At 71.4% G+C, this 15,679-nt stretch carries 13 protein-coding genes; 5 read left to right on the top strand and 8 right to left on the bottom strand.

Annotated features, from left to right (window positions below; translation table 11 throughout):
- Positions 1-314: 314 nt before the first annotated feature.
- From ABD811_RS33100 to ABD811_RS33115, 4 genes are all read right to left on the bottom strand, one after another.
- The gene (locus ABD811_RS33100; RefSeq protein ID WP_344955660.1) at positions 315-1,223 is read right to left on the bottom strand and encodes an alpha/beta fold hydrolase; all 909 of its coding nucleotides are present in this window, start codon (positions 1,221-1,223) and stop codon (positions 315-317) included.
- Positions 1,220-2,215 (bottom strand): NAD-dependent epimerase/dehydratase family protein, encoded by a 996-nt coding sequence (locus ABD811_RS33105; protein ID WP_344955662.1) that lies wholly within the window; start codon positions 2,213-2,215, stop codon positions 1,220-1,222. Before ABD811_RS33105 ends, ABD811_RS33100 begins: the two co-directional genes overlap by 4 nt.
- Positions 2,212-3,873, bottom strand: a complete 1,662-nt coding sequence (locus ABD811_RS33110) for a fatty acid CoA ligase family protein (RefSeq protein WP_344955664.1) — start codon at positions 3,871-3,873, stop codon at positions 2,212-2,214. Before ABD811_RS33110 ends, ABD811_RS33105 begins: the two co-directional genes overlap by 4 nt.
- Before the next feature lie 100 nt (positions 3,874-3,973).
- Positions 3,974-4,720: an IclR family transcriptional regulator gene (locus ABD811_RS33115; RefSeq protein ID WP_344955666.1), complete on the bottom strand. Its 747-nt coding sequence runs from the start codon at positions 4,718-4,720 to the stop codon at positions 3,974-3,976.
- A 107-nt stretch (positions 4,721-4,827) separates the two neighbouring features.
- On the opposite strand from ABD811_RS33115, the gene ABD811_RS33120 reads away from it, so the two are divergent.
- The 4 genes from ABD811_RS33120 (at position 4,828) to ABD811_RS33135 (ending at position 8,625) form a co-directional block, all read left to right on the top strand.
- The gene (locus tag ABD811_RS33120; protein ID WP_344955667.1) at positions 4,828-5,946 is read left to right on the top strand and encodes a cupin domain-containing protein; all 1,119 of its coding nucleotides are present in this window, start codon (positions 4,828-4,830) and stop codon (positions 5,944-5,946) included.
- Positions 5,943-6,773, top strand: coding sequence for a fumarylacetoacetate hydrolase family protein (locus tag ABD811_RS33125; protein ID WP_344955669.1), 831 nt, complete (start codon positions 5,943-5,945; stop codon positions 6,771-6,773). Before ABD811_RS33120 ends, ABD811_RS33125 begins: the two co-directional genes overlap by 4 nt.
- Positions 6,770-7,375, top strand: a complete 606-nt coding sequence (locus tag ABD811_RS33130; RefSeq protein WP_344955671.1) for a maleylpyruvate isomerase N-terminal domain-containing protein — start codon at positions 6,770-6,772, stop codon at positions 7,373-7,375. The genes ABD811_RS33125 and ABD811_RS33130 overlap by 4 nt, the downstream gene beginning before the upstream one ends.
- A 77-nt stretch (positions 7,376-7,452) precedes the next feature.
- Positions 7,453-8,625 carry an FAD-dependent oxidoreductase gene (locus ABD811_RS33135; RefSeq protein ID WP_344955673.1) on the top strand — a complete coding sequence of 391 codons (1,173 nt, stop codon included), beginning with the start codon at positions 7,453-7,455 and terminating at the stop codon, positions 8,623-8,625.
- A 410-nt stretch (positions 8,626-9,035) separates the two neighbouring features.
- On the opposite strand, the gene ABD811_RS33140 is transcribed toward ABD811_RS33135, so the two are convergent.
- Positions 9,036-9,371, bottom strand: coding sequence for a hydroxyisourate hydrolase (locus ABD811_RS33140; RefSeq protein ID WP_344955675.1), 336 nt, complete (start codon positions 9,369-9,371; stop codon positions 9,036-9,038).
- A 318-nt stretch (positions 9,372-9,689) separates the two neighbouring features.
- On the opposite strand from ABD811_RS33140, the gene ABD811_RS33145 reads away from it, so the two are divergent.
- Complete coding sequence (locus tag ABD811_RS33145) at positions 9,690-9,869, top strand: hypothetical protein (protein WP_344955676.1); 180 nt, start codon at positions 9,690-9,692, stop codon at positions 9,867-9,869.
- A gap of 192 nt (positions 9,870-10,061) precedes the next feature.
- On the opposite strand, the gene ABD811_RS33150 is transcribed toward ABD811_RS33145, so the two are convergent.
- The 3 genes from ABD811_RS33150 to ABD811_RS33160 form a co-directional block, all read right to left on the bottom strand.
- The gene (locus ABD811_RS33150; protein ID WP_344955679.1) at positions 10,062-13,037 is read right to left on the bottom strand and encodes an AfsR/SARP family transcriptional regulator; all 2,976 of its coding nucleotides are present in this window, start codon (positions 13,035-13,037) and stop codon (positions 10,062-10,064) included.
- A gap of 262 nt (positions 13,038-13,299) precedes the next feature.
- Positions 13,300-14,313: an aldo/keto reductase gene (locus tag ABD811_RS33155; RefSeq protein WP_344955681.1), complete on the bottom strand. Its 1,014-nt coding sequence runs from the start codon at positions 14,311-14,313 to the stop codon at positions 13,300-13,302.
- A 275-nt stretch (positions 14,314-14,588) separates the two neighbouring features.
- The gene (locus ABD811_RS33160; RefSeq protein ID WP_344955683.1) at positions 14,589-15,635 is read right to left on the bottom strand and encodes a glycosyltransferase family 2 protein; all 1,047 of its coding nucleotides are present in this window, start codon (positions 15,633-15,635) and stop codon (positions 14,589-14,591) included.
- Positions 15,636-15,679: the final 44 nt, after the last annotated feature.

A 15,679-nucleotide genomic window follows, 5' to 3' on the forward strand; every position in this document is an offset into this window, starting at 1 on the left:
CGCCCGGCCGGGCCGGTGCCGGTCTGTCGGGTGCGTGGGGGGTGGCAGGTGGCGGTGGGCGGTGTGCACGGCCAGCAGCACCAGCAGGGCGGTGACCACGGTGCCGACGCCGTGACAGGCGCATCTCCGCAAACATGGCAGTGAACTGCGGAGGTGCGTGCGGAGATGGGTGTGGTGTGGTGCGGGGCGTCTCCGCAACATCTCCGCAGGGGTTGCGATCGGTGGCCCTGGCTCCGTACGTGTTCGTGCTGGTGGGCGGGGGTGTGCGGCGTGTGGCGGTTTCCATGTCAGCGAGGGACTTGCATGCGTCTTTGTCAGTGGCGGAGGAATTGGCGTAGTTCGGTGAGGAAGTGTTGGTCGGTGTCTTCCAGGAGGTAGTGGCCGGCGTGTCGGTACACGTGGGTGCGGGCCTCGGGGAAGCGGCGGCGCCATTCGGTCAGGATCGCCTTGTCGAGGACGGGGTCGCGCAGGCCCCAGCCGATCAGTGTGGGGAGGCCGGAGAACTGGGCGAGGGCGCGGCCGGTCTGGTGCAGGAGCGGCCAGGCGCGGTCGCCGGGGCCCAGCGGAATGTCCTGGACGAATCGCTGGATGGCGCGTCGTGTTCCGGGGCGGCTGGTCGGGGCCAGGTAGGCGGCGCGGACGGCTCGTGGCATCGGGCGCAGGACGCCGAAGGGCGGGCTGGTGGCCAGGCGGGCGAAGGCGTTGTGCCTTAGGAACAGGCGCTCGCCCGCGTGTGTGTCGCGCAGCAGCCAGAACGGCATCCGCAGCGTCGGCCTGAACCGTTCACCGTGGGGGTTGGGGAAGGCGGCGGTGTTGCACACGACCAGGCGGGCGACGCGGTGCGGATGGCGGGCGGCCCACGCCATGCCGATTGGTCCGCCCCAGTCGTGCATGATCAGCGTCCAGCCGGTCTCGGGCGCTCCGTGGGCGGTGATGAGGTGCTCGACGAGGGCGTCCAGGTCGTCGACGCGTGAGGCCAGGGTGTAGGTGTAGCGGTCTTCGCCGGGGGCGTCCGACAGGCCCATGCCGATGTGGTCGGGGACGACGCAGCGGAACCGGTCGCGCAGGGCCAGGACCGGGCGCCGCCACATGTAGCTCCATGACGGGTTCCCGTGCACCATCAGCACGGGAGGGCCGTCGCCTTCGTCCAGATAATGCTGGTGTATCCCGGAAGCGTGGCGGAAGCGGTGCGAGGTGAACGGGTAGTCGGGGTACCGGGTCATCGGCCCGCTCCGAGCGGCGATCGACGGAGGTGGGCGGCCAGCCGGGCCAGGCCCTCCGCGGTGCTGACGTGGGGCCGGTACCCCAGGTCGCGGCGGGCGGCGGAGATGTCGAACCAGTGCGCGGTGGCGGCCTGGCTGACCAGGAAGCGGGACAGCGGCGGCTCGCCCCGCACTCCCGGCAGGCGGTACGCGCACTCGGTCAGCCAGGCGGCGGCCGCCACCGGCCGCTTCGGCAGGCGCCGCGTCACCGGGGGGAGGCCGGCGGCTTCCAGCAGCGCGTTCGTCCATTCGCCCAGGCCCTGGGGTTCGTCCTGGGTGATGAAGTAGGCCCGTCCGCACAGCGGTGAGCCCGGCCCCAGCCGGTCCAGCGCCAGCAGGTGCGCGTGGGCGGCGTTGTCGATGTAGACGGTGTCGACGAGTTTGTCGGTGGCGCCCAGCAGCCGCAGGCGACGGTGCCGGGCCGCCAGCCGGGGAAGGAAATGCGGGTCGCCCGGCCCCCAGATCAGGTGCGGCCGCAACGCCACCGTCGGGACCCGCCGTGCCGCCGCGCGCACGAGCACTTCCGCCACTGCCTTGGTGCGGGGATAGGCGGCCAGGAACCGGCGGGCGTAGGGCACCGATTCGTCCACGCCCTCCAGGTCGCGGCCGTCGTGGACCACGCTCGGCGACGACGTGTGGACCAGCCTGGCGCCGGCCCGGATGCAGGAGCTCAGCACGTTGCGGGTGCCGTACACGTTGATCTGCTCGTACTCCCGGTGCCGACCGCCCACGCCCGCCTTGGCGGCGCAGTGGACGACCGCGTCGCACCCCTCCACGGCGGCCTGCACCGCGGCGCGGTCGCGGATGTCGCCCAGATGCTGGACGACCCCCAAGTCGGCCAGCGCCGGCGAGTGACGTCGCTGCAGGGAATGGACGATGTCGCCGCGTTCGGCCAGCCGCCGGCAGATGGCCTGCCCGAGGAAGCCGCCGCCCCCGGTCACCAGCACCTTCACCGCGCCCCACCATCCCCGGAGAGATCGTCGGGGTGCGCCCGTCGGTCGTTGGCCTTGAGGCGGTGGGCGGCCCAGGCGGCCAGGACGTGTCTGCGGATTTTGCTGTGGTGGCGGACGTCCATCGGGAAGTGACGGTGGAACAGCACGTCGTCGAGCCCGGCGGTGTGCGGTTGCTGCTGGGCCAGGGCGAGGAGGTCGGCGCGGATGCGTGCGCGCTCGCGGCGGGACGTTCCGTGGTCGGGCTCCACCACGAGCACGGGACGCTGTGCGGGAGCCGCCCCGACGCCGACGAGGGCCGTGCGGTGCACGCCGGGCACCGTGTTGAAGATCGGCTCGACATGGTCGGTGTACCAGTCGCCGTGTTCGGTGCGGACGCGTTCGGCCTTGCGACCGGCGAACCACAGTCGTCCCTGCGCGTCGATGGTTCCCAGGTCGCCCATGCGGTGCACGACCTGGTCGCCGTCGGCGATGCGGGCCAGCGCGGTGGCGTCGGGACGGTGCAGGTAGGGGTCGCTGACGGCGGGCGATGTCACGGTGATCTCGCCGACGGTGCCCGGTGCGACGAGCAGGTCGTCGCTCCATCGGTCGATCGGCTCGTCGGAAACGGCGATGACACGGACCTGGGCGTCCTCCAAGGGACTCCCCAGGCAGGTTCCGGCGCCGCTGTTGGTGGCGGCGGCGGTGGCGGCGAGTTCGCCGCAGCCGATGGTGCTGACCGGCATGCACTCCGTCGCGCCGTACACCGAGTAGGCGACCGCCTGCGGTTTCAGGAAGCCGCGTACGCGGTCGAGCGCGGCCGGTGACAGGGGTGCTCCCGCCGTCAGCACCACGTTCAGCGAATCCAGGACGAGTTCTCTGGCCAGGCAGTAACGCGCCAGCCGATCGAGCAGCGCCGGCGCGGCGAACAGCGCCCCCACCCCGTGTCGGCGGATGTCGTCCACCAGGACCGCCGGACTGGCCCTGTCCAGCCGCCGCGGATCGATGTCGGGGCACACGACCGTCGCGCCCAGCAGGGGCGCCGCCATCGCGAACGGCGGAAACGTCGACAACATCCGCGTGCCCGGTCCGATCGCCGCGCTGTCACTGAGCATCCGCAGCAGCGGCAACAGGTGCCGACGGCGCAGCGGCACCCCCTTGGGAGGGCCGGTGGAGCCCGAGGTGTAGGCGAGCAGCGCCATGTCGTCGGCCCGCCCGGGCTCGTACACGGGATCGCAGCCCGGCGTGCGCGGGCGGTGCGGCCTCGTGCCCAGCCACAGCCGCCGCGGCCCGACGGTGATGCTGGTGCGGACGCTGCCGCGCCCCCAGCCGAACACCACCCTGGCGAACTGGGCGAGGGGGATGCCGATGAACACCTCGGGCGCCGCCTCGGCCAGGCACGAGCGCAACTGCCCGGGCGGCAGGCCCGGATCGACCACGACGGGCACCGCGCGCAACCGCAACAGGGCGAACACCACGGCCAGCAGGTCGGGGCCGGGCGGTACGAGCACCACCGTGCGGGTGCCGGCGCGCACCCCGGTTCGCCTCAGGGCCGCCGCCGTGTCGTCCACCAACCGCGCCAGTTCCTCATAGGTCACCGCCACCGCCGTTCGGCAGGCCACCGCCTCCGGCCGGCGACGCAGATGCCCGTCAAGCAGTCCCGCCAGATCCGCAGTGATCACCGCAGACCCCCTAACCGACGCACCCCGCACTCGGATGGTCACTAATCGTAATGACCCGCTCACGCAAACTCATCACCAAAACCCACTTCTAACCCCGCAGTCACAGGTGCGGCCCGGCGAGGGCTCCCTCGATCCGGAGTGCGGTGGCGGACAGCGCGTTGACCCACGTGGGCAGGGTGTCGCGGTCGAAGCGCGCGGTGGGCAGGGCCAGCGACAGGCCGGCCAGGGGACGGCCGTGGTCGTCCTTGATCGCGGTGCCGATGGCGGTCAGGCCGGTCTCGGTCAGCTGATGGTTGATCGCGAAGCCGCGTTTGCGGACCAGGGTCAGTTCGCGGCGCAGCCGGGGCAGGTCGATGTCGTCGACGCCTTCATAGAACGCCGCCAGCTCCTCGGGCGTGAGCGCGGACAGGATCGCCTTGCCGCCCGAGGTCAGGTGGGCGGGCAGGCAGCGGCCCTCCCGGTCGCCCACGCGCAGGATCTGCGGGGATTCGACGGTGGCGACGAAGCGGACCTCCGTCCCGGCCAGGACCATGAGGTTGACCGATTCCTGCGTCTGGTCGACCAGGCGGCGCATCTCGGGGATGCCGGCGCGGCGCAGCAGGGCGACGGGCGCCTCGGAGGTCTCCGCCGGGCGCAGCACCTTGCCGGGGCCGTAGCGGCGGTCGGGCAGCCGTTCGGCGAAGTCGCGGTAGACGAGCATCGCCAGCAGCCGGTGGGCGGTGGAGGCCGCCACGCCCAGGCGCTCGGCCGCGTCCGTCACCCGCAGCGGCCCCTCCTGCTGCAGCAGGGCGGCCAGTTGCAGCGCGTGGTCGACGGAGTTCAGCGCATACGGCGGTTTGTTCCTCATAGCAGAAAAAGCTTATCCGCCATCCGGAATGTGCGGAATGTTGGAGACGTGGCGTCCGCGTCCCTCGCGAGCGCACCGTCTCCCGTCCCACGAAGGAGGCTTCCACCATGACCGTCACCGACGGATCTCCGGTGACCATCGTGGCCACCGACGCCGACGACCAGCCGCGGCGCACGCCCGAGCTGGAGGAGCTGTACCGGGGGTTCGAGTCCGAACTGCTGGTGCCGCTGTGGACCGAGATCGGCGATCTCATGCCGCCGACGCCGAGGTCGAAGGCGGTGCCGCACCTGTGGCGGTGGGATCGGCTGCTGCCCATGGCCGAGCGGGCCGGACGGCTCGTGCCGGTCGGGCGGGGCGGCGAGCGGCGCGCGATCGCGCTGGCCAATCCGGGGCTGGGGGGACGGCCGTTCGCCACCCCCACGCTGTGGGCCGCGATCCAGTACCTCAACCCGGGCGAGGACGCGCCCGTCCACCGGCACACCCAGAACGCCTTCCGCTTCGTCGTGGAGGGCGAGGGGGTGTGGACGGTGGTGGACGGCGACCCGGTGGCGATGCGCCGCGGTGACTTCCTGCCGCAGGCGGGCTGGCACTGGCACGGCCACCACAACGACACCGACGCGCCGATGGCCTGGATCGACGGGCTGGACATCCCGTTCCAGCACCTGGTCGAGTCCACCTTCTTCGAGTTCGGCCCCGACGAGGTCGAGACCCGGGAGACGCCGCAGCGGTCCCGTTCGGAACGGCTGTGGGGGCATCCGGGACTGCGGCCGCTGACGCACCTGGAGCCGACACCGGCGACGCCTCTGCTGGCCTACCGGTGGGAGTACACCGACCGCGCGCTTGCCGAGCAGCTCGCGCTGGAGGCCGAGGGGCACCGCGCCACGGTGGAGCCGGGGCACGCCGCCGTCCGCTACACCAACCCCACGACCGGTGGCGACGTGATGCCGACCGTGCGGGCCGAGTTCCACCGGCTGGCGCCCGACACCGCCACCGCGCCGCGCCAGGAGGTCGGCTCGTCCGTCTTCCAGGTGTTCGACGGCACCGGCCAGGTCACGGTGGGCCGGCAGAGCTGGAGCGTCCAGCGCGGCGACCTGTTCGTGGTGCCGTCGTGGCAACCGCTGACGCTGGCCACCGAGGGCGGGCTCGACCTGTTCCGGTTCAGCGACGCCCCCATCTTCGAACGGCTGCACCAGCACCGCGTCCAGTACAAGGAGACCGCCCAGTGAAGCTCGCGACCGTCCGCACCGACGAGGGAACCCGCGCCGCCCGGCTCACCGATGACGGCCACGTCCTGCTGGACGCCCCCGACGTGGGCGCCCTGCTCGCCCGCGACGACTGGGCCGACGTCGCGGCGTCCGCCCGGGGGCAGGCGCTTCCGGTGGCGGAGGCCGTGTTCGCGCCCGTCGTGCCGCGGCCGGGCAAGATCCTCTGCGTGGGGCTGAACTACCGTCCCCACATCCTGGAGATGGGCCGGGACCTGCCCGAGCACCCCACGCTGTTCGCGAAGTTCGCCGACGCGCTGATCGGCGCCCGCGACGACATCCTGCTGCCGCCCGAGTCGTCGGCCGTGGACTGGGAGGCCGAGCTGACGGTGGTGATCGGACGCACCGTCCGGCGCGCCACCGAGGAGGAGGCCGAACGGGCCATCGCCGGGTTCACGATCATGAACGACGTGTCCATGCGGGACTGGCAGTTCCGCACGAAGGAGTGGCTGCAGGGCAAGACGTTCGACTCCTCCACGCCACTCGGCCCCGTCATGGTCACGCCGGACGAGCTGCCCGGCGGCGTCCGTCCCGCGCTGTCGCTCGGCTGCCGGGTCGACGGCGAGGTGATGCAGAAGGCCAACACCTCCGACCTGGTGTTCGACCCGGTCACCCTGGTGCGGTACGCGTCCACGATCATCACCCTGCGGCCCGGCGACGTCATCGCGACGGGCACGCCCGGCGGCGTCGGCCACGCCCGCAAGCCGCCCCGCTACCTGACGGACGGCGCGACCGTGGTGACCGAGATCGAGGGCATCGGCCGCCTGGAGAACACGGCGAGGACGGCATGAGCGCGCGATCCCGGACGGACGCGCGCACCTGGATGGACCGGGGCACCGAGCTGTTCCTCGGCGCCGTCGACCGGCTCACCGACGAGGAACTGGCCGCGCCGACCGCGCTGGACGGCTGGACGCGGCGGCACGTCGTCGCCCACGTCCACGGCAACGCCGAAGCCCTGCGGCGGCTGCTGGACTGGGCCGCGACCGGCGTCGAGAACCGCATGTACGCCGGTCCGCGGCAGCGGGCGGAGGAGATCGAGGCCCTGGCGGCGCTGCCCGCCGGCGAGCTGCGCACGCTGGTCCACCGGTCGGCGCGCGCCCTGGCCGAGGACATGGACGCCCTCCCCGAGGACGCCTGGCGCAGTCCCGTGGTGACCGCCCAGGGCCGTACCGTCCCCGCCGAGGAGATCCCGTGGATGCGGGCCCGGGAGGTGAACGTGCACGCCGTCGATCTCGGCGACGGCGTGACCTTCGCCGACCTGCCCGAGGGCTTCAACGCCGCCCTGGCCGCCGAGGCCGCGTCCAGGCACGCCACTCGCGGGGACGCCGCCGCCCTGGCCGCCTGGCTGACCGGACGCAGCCCCAAGGCGCCCACGCTCGGCCCCTGGCTGTGAACGCCCGACCCAAGAACGGCTCAGCACGCCCAGCACCCCCAGCACGTCCCTGAACGTCACGCACGAGGAACGCAACGATGAACACCGCACCTGACCCTGCCGACGTCGTGGTGGTGGGAGGCGGCATCGGCGGGCTCTCCACCGCCTACGCGCTGGCCACCGCCGGACACTCGGTCCGCGTCCTGGAACGCGCGCCCGAGTTCGCCGAGGTCGGCGCCGGCCTGCAGATGGCGCCGAACGCCACCCGGATCCTGCGGGAGTGGGGCCTGCTCGACGAGGTCCTGGAGGCCGGCGTCACCCCCCGGCGGCTGCTGTTCAGGGACGCCCTGGACGGCGGCGAGCTGACCCACCTGGACCTCGACGACGAATTCGTGCGCCGCTACGGCGGCCCCTACGTCGTCATCCACCGCAGCGACCTGCTGGCGATCCTGGTGCGCGCCTGCGAACGGGCCGGCGTGGCGCTGGTCCCCAACTGCCAGGTACGGGACGTCGTCACCGGTCCGGACGGCGCCACCGTCCACAGCAACCTGGGCGACTACCAGGGGGCCCTGGTCGTCGGCGCGGACGGGCTGCGCTCCACCCTGCGAGCCAAGCTCAGCGACGACGAGCCGATCTGCTCGGGCTACGTGGCCTACCGGGGTGCGTTCCCGATAGCGGACCTCGACATGGACGCCGGCGGCTTGCAGGACGTCGTCTGCTACGTCGGCCCCGGCTGCCACCTGGTGCGGTACCCGCTGCGGCGGGGCGAGATGCTCAACACCGTGGCGGTGTTCAAGTCCCCCGCCTACGAGCGAGGCGAGGAGGACTGGGGCGGCCCAGAGGAACTCGAAACGGCGTTCGCCGGGGCGTGCGAGGACGTCCGCAAGGCCCTGGCCGCCCTGTGGCGGGACCGCCGCTGGCCCATGTACGACAGGCTGCCGATCCCCACCTGGACCGCCGACCGGTTCGCCCTCACCGGCGACGCCGCGCACCCCATGCTGCAGTACCTCGCCCAGGGCGCCTGCCAGGCCATGGAGGACGCGCACTGCCTGGCCACCCAGCTCGGCGACGCAGGAGAGCCCGACTGGGCCGCTGCGACCAAGCGCTACGAGGCCGAACGCACCGAGCGCACCGCCCGCGTCCAGAGCACGGCCCGCGTCTGGGGCGACATCTGGCACGTGGACGGCATCGGCAGGCTGCTGCGCAACGAACTGTTCCGCCAGCGCGACCCCCGCGACTACACCTACGTCGACTGGCTCTACGGCCAATAACCCCTGCCCCAGCGCCCCGAGGAGCTCCTCCGCGGCCCCGCACCGCCGCCTCAGCCATGGGAGCCGTGAGGGTGGCGGACCCGACCTGCGGCCGGTCGTGTGAGCCTCGCCCGCCGGTCGGCGCCGGCGGGCGGGGCCGAGGACGGTTGCCGCCTGTCGCCTTCGCGGTTCTTCCGGAGGCTGCGGCGGCACCTGCCGGGCGGGCTGCCGGTGACCTTCGCGCCGACCGGCGCCAAGGCCGCCGACCGGCGGCCCCTGCCGGGCATGCTGGACGCCGCCGGCGGTCAGTTCGGCCCGGCACCACGGTCAGACGACTGGCGCCGACAAGCACCGCGTCAAGGGGCGGCGACGGTGGCGCGGATGCGGCGGGCTCGCGGCGTCCGCGCCCGTCCGTGCGCGCGCCAGGTGGCTCATCTCGCCCGGTAGGTCGCGCAGGCGAACGGTGTTATCACCACGGGGATGTGGTGCCGTTCGCCGGGATCCGACACCCGGAAATCGATGGTGACCCTCGGGTAGAAAGGCGCCAGGCCCAGCGTCGTGTAGTACCCGTCGATGTCGAGTTCCAGCCGATGGACCCCACGCGCCAGGAACAGTTCGCCGCTCGGGGCACCGAACTCGCCCTCCTCGTCGGTGTGCCCCTTGGCGATCTCCTGCCACTCTCCCTCGATCTGGCTCCCGAGCTGCACGGCGACGCCTTCCGCGGGCCGGCCGTGCATGCTGTCGACAACGCTCACCAGGATGCTCATGGCCCCATCCGTCCGCTTCAGGTTGCGGCGAGCCGGACAGCCGGGGGCACGGGCGTACACGGTCGGCGTTCAATCATGGGGCGCTCGCCTTCGCTCGGGTTCTGCGGCGGCTGACAATGGTGCTGCAGAAGGCTGTTGGGGGATAAATGTTCCCAGCCGCCGCTATCGCGGCGCTATCGCCGAACAATCCTGATCCTGTTGCTTTCGGTATGGCCGCCCGATAGGGCTGCGATAGCGACGGGATGCGCCCGGCCTTGTTTAGTACTGCTAGACGAACTCACGAATTGGTCAATGTGGAGGTTGGCAGTGAGTTGCGCCGTGAAGCACTGGAATGCCGGCACGTATGTGGCGATGTGCGCGCGCGGTGATGCGCAAATCTTGCTGAACGTCGTTGCCGAGGCGCACCCGGACACGAACGGTTCCCCGTGCGCCGTCATCGCGCCGCCGGCCGATGCTCCGTTCCTGGGCGCGGCACCCGGCGGCCCCCCGTGGGGCTGATCTGACCGTTTTCCGGCCTTGATGTTGACGACGCCGATTGGGCCGTTCCACGACGCCGGTCGAGCTGTGGAACGGCCCAACCGGCCCGTGTATCGAGAACAGGCCCGGCCGCGGGCGTTCGGCGGCGCGTCACGCACCGCTCGCCGGGCACCTTTCCGTGCCCCAGCGCCCCGGAGGCTCAAGCCCGGCCGGTCAGTCCTGGACGTGGCCGGCGACCCTGGACAGCGCCGTGGAGAGCTGGCCGGCGAGCGTGGGGTCCGCGTCGCCCGCCAGACTCGCGGCCGCTCGCCATGCCTGTTCGGCGGCATCGGTGCGCCCCTCGTGTTCGTGCAGGCGGCCGACCATTTCCAGGACCCGGGCACGCCACACCGCGGCCGAGCCCAGATCGCTCAGTGCGCCGAGCGCCTCGTTGAGTCTCCGCATGGCGTGATCGACCTTGTCGCGATCGAAGTCGATCTCCGCCAGCGCCAGCAGCGCCCGCCCGCGAAGAAGCAGATCGCCGGTGTCGTCGGCCAGGTTCACGGCGTCCTCGAGATCGGCCTCGGCCTGCCCGTGCAGTCCCTGCCTGGACCGGACGACACCCAGGCCGAGCAGCGCGTACGCCTGGCCGACGATGTCACCGCCCTGCCCGGCGATCTCCCAGACCGAGCCGAACGTCTCCTCCGCCTTGTCCAGGTGCCCCCGGTGCAGGGAGAGCTCGGCCAGCTCATACTCGATCTGCGCGGTGACCCGGCGCGCGCCGAGCTTCCGGCAGACCTCGTAGGCCTGGCCGAGAAACCGCTCGGCGATGTCGAAATGCCGCCAGTCGATATGGATCTGCGCCATGTCCCGCAGCATGTGCGCCTCGCCGATGAGGTCGCCGACCCGCTGGAAGTCGGCCAGCGCCGTCTGGTAACGGGTCAGTGCCGGACCGTACATGCCGCCCAGGCGGTCGACGACCGCCAGGCCGCCCTGCGCCAGCGCCCGGCCATGGACGTCGTCGAGGCTCTCGAACAGCTCCAGCGCGCGCCCGAACTCGCGTGCCGCGTCGTGCACCCGCCCGGTGAGCGCCACCGTGCCGAGGGAGTAGAGCATCGCCGCCTCGCCGCGACGGTTGCCCGCGGCGCGGACGACCGCGAGCGCCCGTTCGTGGCTCTGCCGCCAGTCGTCGACGTAGGAACCGGATTCGAACAACGTCACCGAGGTCATCGCCAGGTCCCAGCAGACCTCGTCCAGACCCGCCTGACCGGCCTGGAGCACGGCCGCGACCAGTGCGTTGTGCTCGCTTCGGAACCAGCCGAGCGGGTCCTTCAGCAGATCGTCGGTGGTGGCTTCGGGGAGGGGCCAGCGCTCGGCGTCCCCGTGCAGGACGCTGAAGTCGCCGCCGTACTCGCGGCGATGCGCCTCGGCGGTGAGGAACAGCCAGCAGCCGAGCAGCCTGCGCAGTGCGGCGCCGCGCGCCTCGGTCGGCTCCTCGTCGACCAGCCGCTCCACCGCGTAGATGCGGACGAGGTCGTGCAGCTGGTAGCGCAGCGGTCCGTCCTCTTCTATCCGGACCTCCACCAGGTGGGCCTCCACCAGCGTCTCGAGCGTGTCCTCGGCGACGTCGACCTCGCAGTCCAGCAGCGGCGCGCCGACCCAGGACGCGAAGTCGACCGGCCCGAGCAGGCTCAGCAGCATGAGCAGGCGGCGGGCGTCCGCGGCGAGGCTCTCGAAGGAGAAGGAGATGGTGGCCCGGACGCTGATGCCGTCGAGATCCAGCTCGTCCAGCCGCCGTCTTTCGTCCTCCAGGCGGCGGACCAGGCGGCTGATCCGCCAGTGCGGTCGAGCGGCGAGCTTGGCCGCCGCGATGCGCAGCGCCAGCGGCAGGTTGTCGCAGAGTTCGACCAGGGCGCGTACGGCGTCCTCTTCGGCGTCCGCCCGTTCCCGGCCGATCAGCCGCGCCACGAGGGCCATTCCCGACGGCTCGTCGAGCGCCCCGACCTCCAGCTGGGAGGCGCCCTCCAGCCCGGCGAGCCGGTTCCGCGAGGTGACGATCACCGCGCACTGCGCCGACCCCGGCAGCAGCGGGATCACCTGGTTCACGCTGGACGCGTCGTCGATGACGATCAGCACCCGGCGTTCGGCCAGCCAGCTGCGGTAGAGGGCGGCCTGGTCCGCCACCTCGGCGGGCAGCGCGGCGGGTGCGATGCCGAAGGACCGCAGGAACCGTTCCAGCAGCCAGCCCGAGCTCTCCGGCTGCTCGCCCCCATTGCGCATCTGGGTGAACAGCTGGCCGTCCGGATAGCGGTCCTGAAGCTGGTGCGCCGCGATCAACGCGAGCGCGGTCTTGCCGACCCCGCCCTTGCCGGTGAGGACGACGACCGGCACGCGCCTCGCCCTGTCGTCGGCCCCGTCCGGGGACAGCAGGGCCAACACCTGCTCGATCAGCTGGTCGCGCCCGGTGAAGTCGGCGGTGGCGGCCGGCAACTGGTGCGGCGCGGGAGTGGCGGCCAGCCATTCCTGCGCCGCACCCCGCACCACGCCGCCGGGAAGGTCCAGGGACCGGTCGCTCGCCAGGATCGCGCTTTCGAGGCGGCGCAGGTCCTTGCCCGGATCGAGGCCGAGTTCCTGCTGGAGGATCTCCCGGCCGGCCCGGAAGACGTCGAGCGCGTCGGCCTGCCGGCCGGACCGGTAGAGGGCGAGCATCATCTGCGCGCGGAGCCGTTCGCGCAGCGGATGCTCGGCGACGAGCTCGCTCAGCTCGCCGATGATCTCGCGATGCCTGCCGAGCTGGAGTTCCAGGTCGAGGCAGTCCTCCAGCACGGTGAGCCGGGTCTCGTCCCACCGGGTGGCGTACACGCGGATGACCCGGCTCTCAATGCCCGCCATGGCCGGCCCCCGCCACAATGCCAGGGCGGCTCGATAGTGGCGGGTCGCCTCCTGCAGCCGTTGCTCGGCGGCCGCGGCCGCGCCCTTGGCCGCGAGGTCCTCGAAACGTTTCAGATCGACCGCGTCGTCAGGTGTGCGGAGCACGTAGCCGGGCGAACGCGTTTCGATGAGCTGCGCACCGGAACGGCCGAGCAGGCGCCGCAATGCCGACACGCTGATGTGCACCTGGCTTTTTGCGGTCGCGGGCGGTGTCTCGTTCCACAGCGCGTCGACCAGCCTGCTGACCGGCACCACACGATTCGCTTCCAGCAGCAACATCGTCAGGACGATCTCCTGTCGAGGTGCGGCCAGGCCAAAGGGCTTTCCGTCGACAACGACCTCAACCGGGCCAAGCAGCTGAAATTCCATCCCCCGCCCTTTCGAGATCGTCCGCTGTTGGAGCTCGTTGTCGGGAAAGTCGGTAGTCTACCCGAATGGCCGACTCTGGATACCTGACGAGCATTGCGTCCGGGTTAACTTTCGGACATTTTCGAAACGATAGTTACCGGGGGGTGGTGAATTCAGGTCGGCCGGAACGCGGCTAGCTCCCGGCGTCCGCCGGTGCCCGCTCCAGCAACTCCTCGATCTCCGCCATTTGCCGGGGCGTGAGCGGCCCGTGCTCCAGCGCTCCGGCGTTCTCCTCGGCCTGCCGGACGCTCTTGAATCCCGGGATCGGGACGGTCTGCTCGCCGCGCGCCCAGATCCAGGCCAGCGCCCCCTGGGCGAGAGTGCGGCCATCGCTGGTCAGGATCTCGCGTATCGCGTCCAGCCGTTCGAGATACGTGTTCTCGGGCCGGCCGCCGTCGAAGTACGTCACCCACTCGTGGCCGGCGCCGCGCACGTCGTCCGCCGGCAGCCGTGAATCGGCGGTGAACTTGCCGGTCAGCATGCCCATGGCGAGCGGACTGATGTTGATGCTGGCCAGGTCGTGCCGGCGGCAGACGTCGAGCATGGCCGGAGCGTCGTCGAAGACGTTCAGGGTGTGCTCGACCGCCGCGCAGTTGGGCCGGGTCGCGAACAGGCGCGCGCAGTCGGGGTCCCACGTGCTCCAGCCGTACGACCGGATGAGACCCTCTCGGCACAGGTCGTCCAGGGCGTCGGCGAGGTCCTCGGCCACCGGCTGCGGTACCGACCCGACGTGCAGCAGGTAGAGATCGATGTAGTCGGTGCCGAGCCGGCGCAGGGAGGCTTCGCACGCCCGCCGGGCATAGGCGGGCGACGTGTCGGTGCCCGCGACCTCTTTGGTCGCGGAGTCGTACCTGAATCCGAACTTGGTGGAGATCACGGCCCGGTCGCGCCGGCCCTTGAGCGCGTCGCCCAGGACGGTCTCGCTGTGACCCGCGCCATAGGCGTCGGCCGTGTCGAAGAAATTGACGCCCACGTCCAGGGCGTGGTGGATGGCTCTGACCGACTCGCGGTCGTCGACCAGGCCCCATCCGTCCGGCTTGCCGTCGAAGCGGAAATTCCCGCCGATCGCCCAGCAGCCGAAGCCCATCGGGCTGATCTTGATGCCGGACTTCCCCAATGACCGCGCGAATGGCACAGGCCCGCTCATGTGTCGTCGTCCCTCCAGAACTTCCGGCGACCGGCCGGGAGAACATTGAGTCGCGCCACCGCTACTCCCCGTGGAGGCTGGTCGGCGGTCACCCGCCAATTGCGCCAGCCGGGGCGATCGTACGTGGTGACTGAGAGGTTTTCTAGGGAGTTGCATGGGTTTTCACTGTCGTCGGAGTCGTTGACCCAGGGTGTGTCGATGGTGACAGTTCGTCGCCTGGGAAGGCGCAGGAAAGCGCGAGCCGACGACCGTCTCGCGCTTTCCTGCCGCGGGTTCTACGGATGTTCCGGCAGCAGCGTGGGCCGGGTGAGCGGCCGGGGCGGGTCGTCGTACATCCGCCGGAACTTTCTGGACGTCGCCCATTGGGCCAGTCCGGCGATGGCGGCGGCGGAGATGGTGAGATTCACCAGGAAATGCACCGCCGTGTAGTAGGCCAGGAACAGCGCACCGCGCTCCGCCAGGACGAACCTGTACATGCCCGCGTCCGCGGCGACGGAAATGGCCAGCAGGAGCACCGGGGCCAGTGCCCATGGCCAGCCGAAGACGACCGGCAGTGCCACCGAAGGGACGGCGAGGAACGCGGCGACGCTGCTCCACACGCGCGACGCCGTCTCGAATCCCTGGGCGAACTCCTTCTTGCGCGCGTACAGCGGCACGCGCACCCGGCCCCGGTGGAACAGCTTGCGCAGCAGCCCGCGCAGCGAGTCGTCGGGGTCGTGCCGGCCGCGCAGGTCCGCGGTGAGGCGGATCTGGTAGTTCCGGGAGAGCCGGTGCCCGAACTCGACCTCCTCCGACCAGCGCAGCCGCGGGTCGAACGGCCCCACCTCCGCGAAGACGTCCGCGCGGATGGCGAACATCGCGGAGAACAGGAACGACACGATCCCGTTGGGCGTGAGCGACCAGTAGTGGTACTGGAGGGCGCGGTACTCCTTGATCATCTTGTCTCTGATCAGCGGGACCGGGTCCTCGATGCCGCAGATGGCGCCGACCTTCGGGTCGGCGTTGAGGATCTTGACCGCGTTGGCCACCGCATCGGGCTCGATCACCAGGTCGGAGTCGACGAAGAACAGGATCTCGCCGCGGGCGTGGGCGGCCCCCAGGTTGCGGGCGACCGCCTGCCCGGCGTTGCGCCGCGTGCTGATCACGGTGACGCCCATCGACTCCGCCACGGCGACGGAATCGTCGGTGCTGCAGTCGTCGGCGACCAGGATCTCCAGCGGCGAATAGGTCTGCGCCTGGATCGCCTCCAGGCAGCGGCCGAGCGTCGCCGCGTAGTTGTAGTTGGGCACGATGACGGTGACGAGGGGGTTGGGGGACGACATGAATGCTCACCTCCGCTTTCGGGTCATCGGTCCGCCGCCGGCCT

The organism is Actinomadura miaoliensis (assembly GCF_039536785.1).
Lineage (GTDB): Bacteria > Actinomycetota > Actinomycetes > Streptosporangiales > Streptosporangiaceae > Spirillospora > Spirillospora miaoliensis.

Coding starts and splice junctions, on each gene's coding strand:
- ABD811_RS33100 (WP_344955660.1), bottom strand. CDS start 1,223: ATGACCCGGTACCCCGACTACCCGTTCACCTCGCACCGCTTCCGCCAC.
- ABD811_RS33115 (WP_344955666.1), bottom strand. CDS start 4,720: ATGAGGAACAAACCGCCGTATGCGCTGAACTCCGTCGACCACGCGCTG.
- ABD811_RS33120 (WP_344955667.1), top strand. CDS start 4,828: ATGACCGTCACCGACGGATCTCCGGTGACCATCGTGGCCACCGACGCC.
- ABD811_RS33130 (WP_344955671.1), top strand. CDS start 6,770: ATGAGCGCGCGATCCCGGACGGACGCGCGCACCTGGATGGACCGGGGC.
- ABD811_RS33135 (WP_344955673.1), top strand. CDS start 7,453: ATGAACACCGCACCTGACCCTGCCGACGTCGTGGTGGTGGGAGGCGGC.
- ABD811_RS33140 (WP_344955675.1), bottom strand. CDS start 9,371: ATGAGCATCCTGGTGAGCGTTGTCGACAGCATGCACGGCCGGCCCGCG.
- ABD811_RS33150 (WP_344955679.1), bottom strand. CDS start 13,037: ATGTTGCTGCTGGAAGCGAATCGTGTGGTGCCGGTCAGCAGGCTGGTC.
- ABD811_RS33155 (WP_344955681.1), bottom strand. CDS start 14,313: ATGAGCGGGCCTGTGCCATTCGCGCGGTCATTGGGGAAGTCCGGCATC.
- ABD811_RS33160 (WP_344955683.1), bottom strand. CDS start 15,635: ATGTCGTCCCCCAACCCCCTCGTCACCGTCATCGTGCCCAACTACAAC.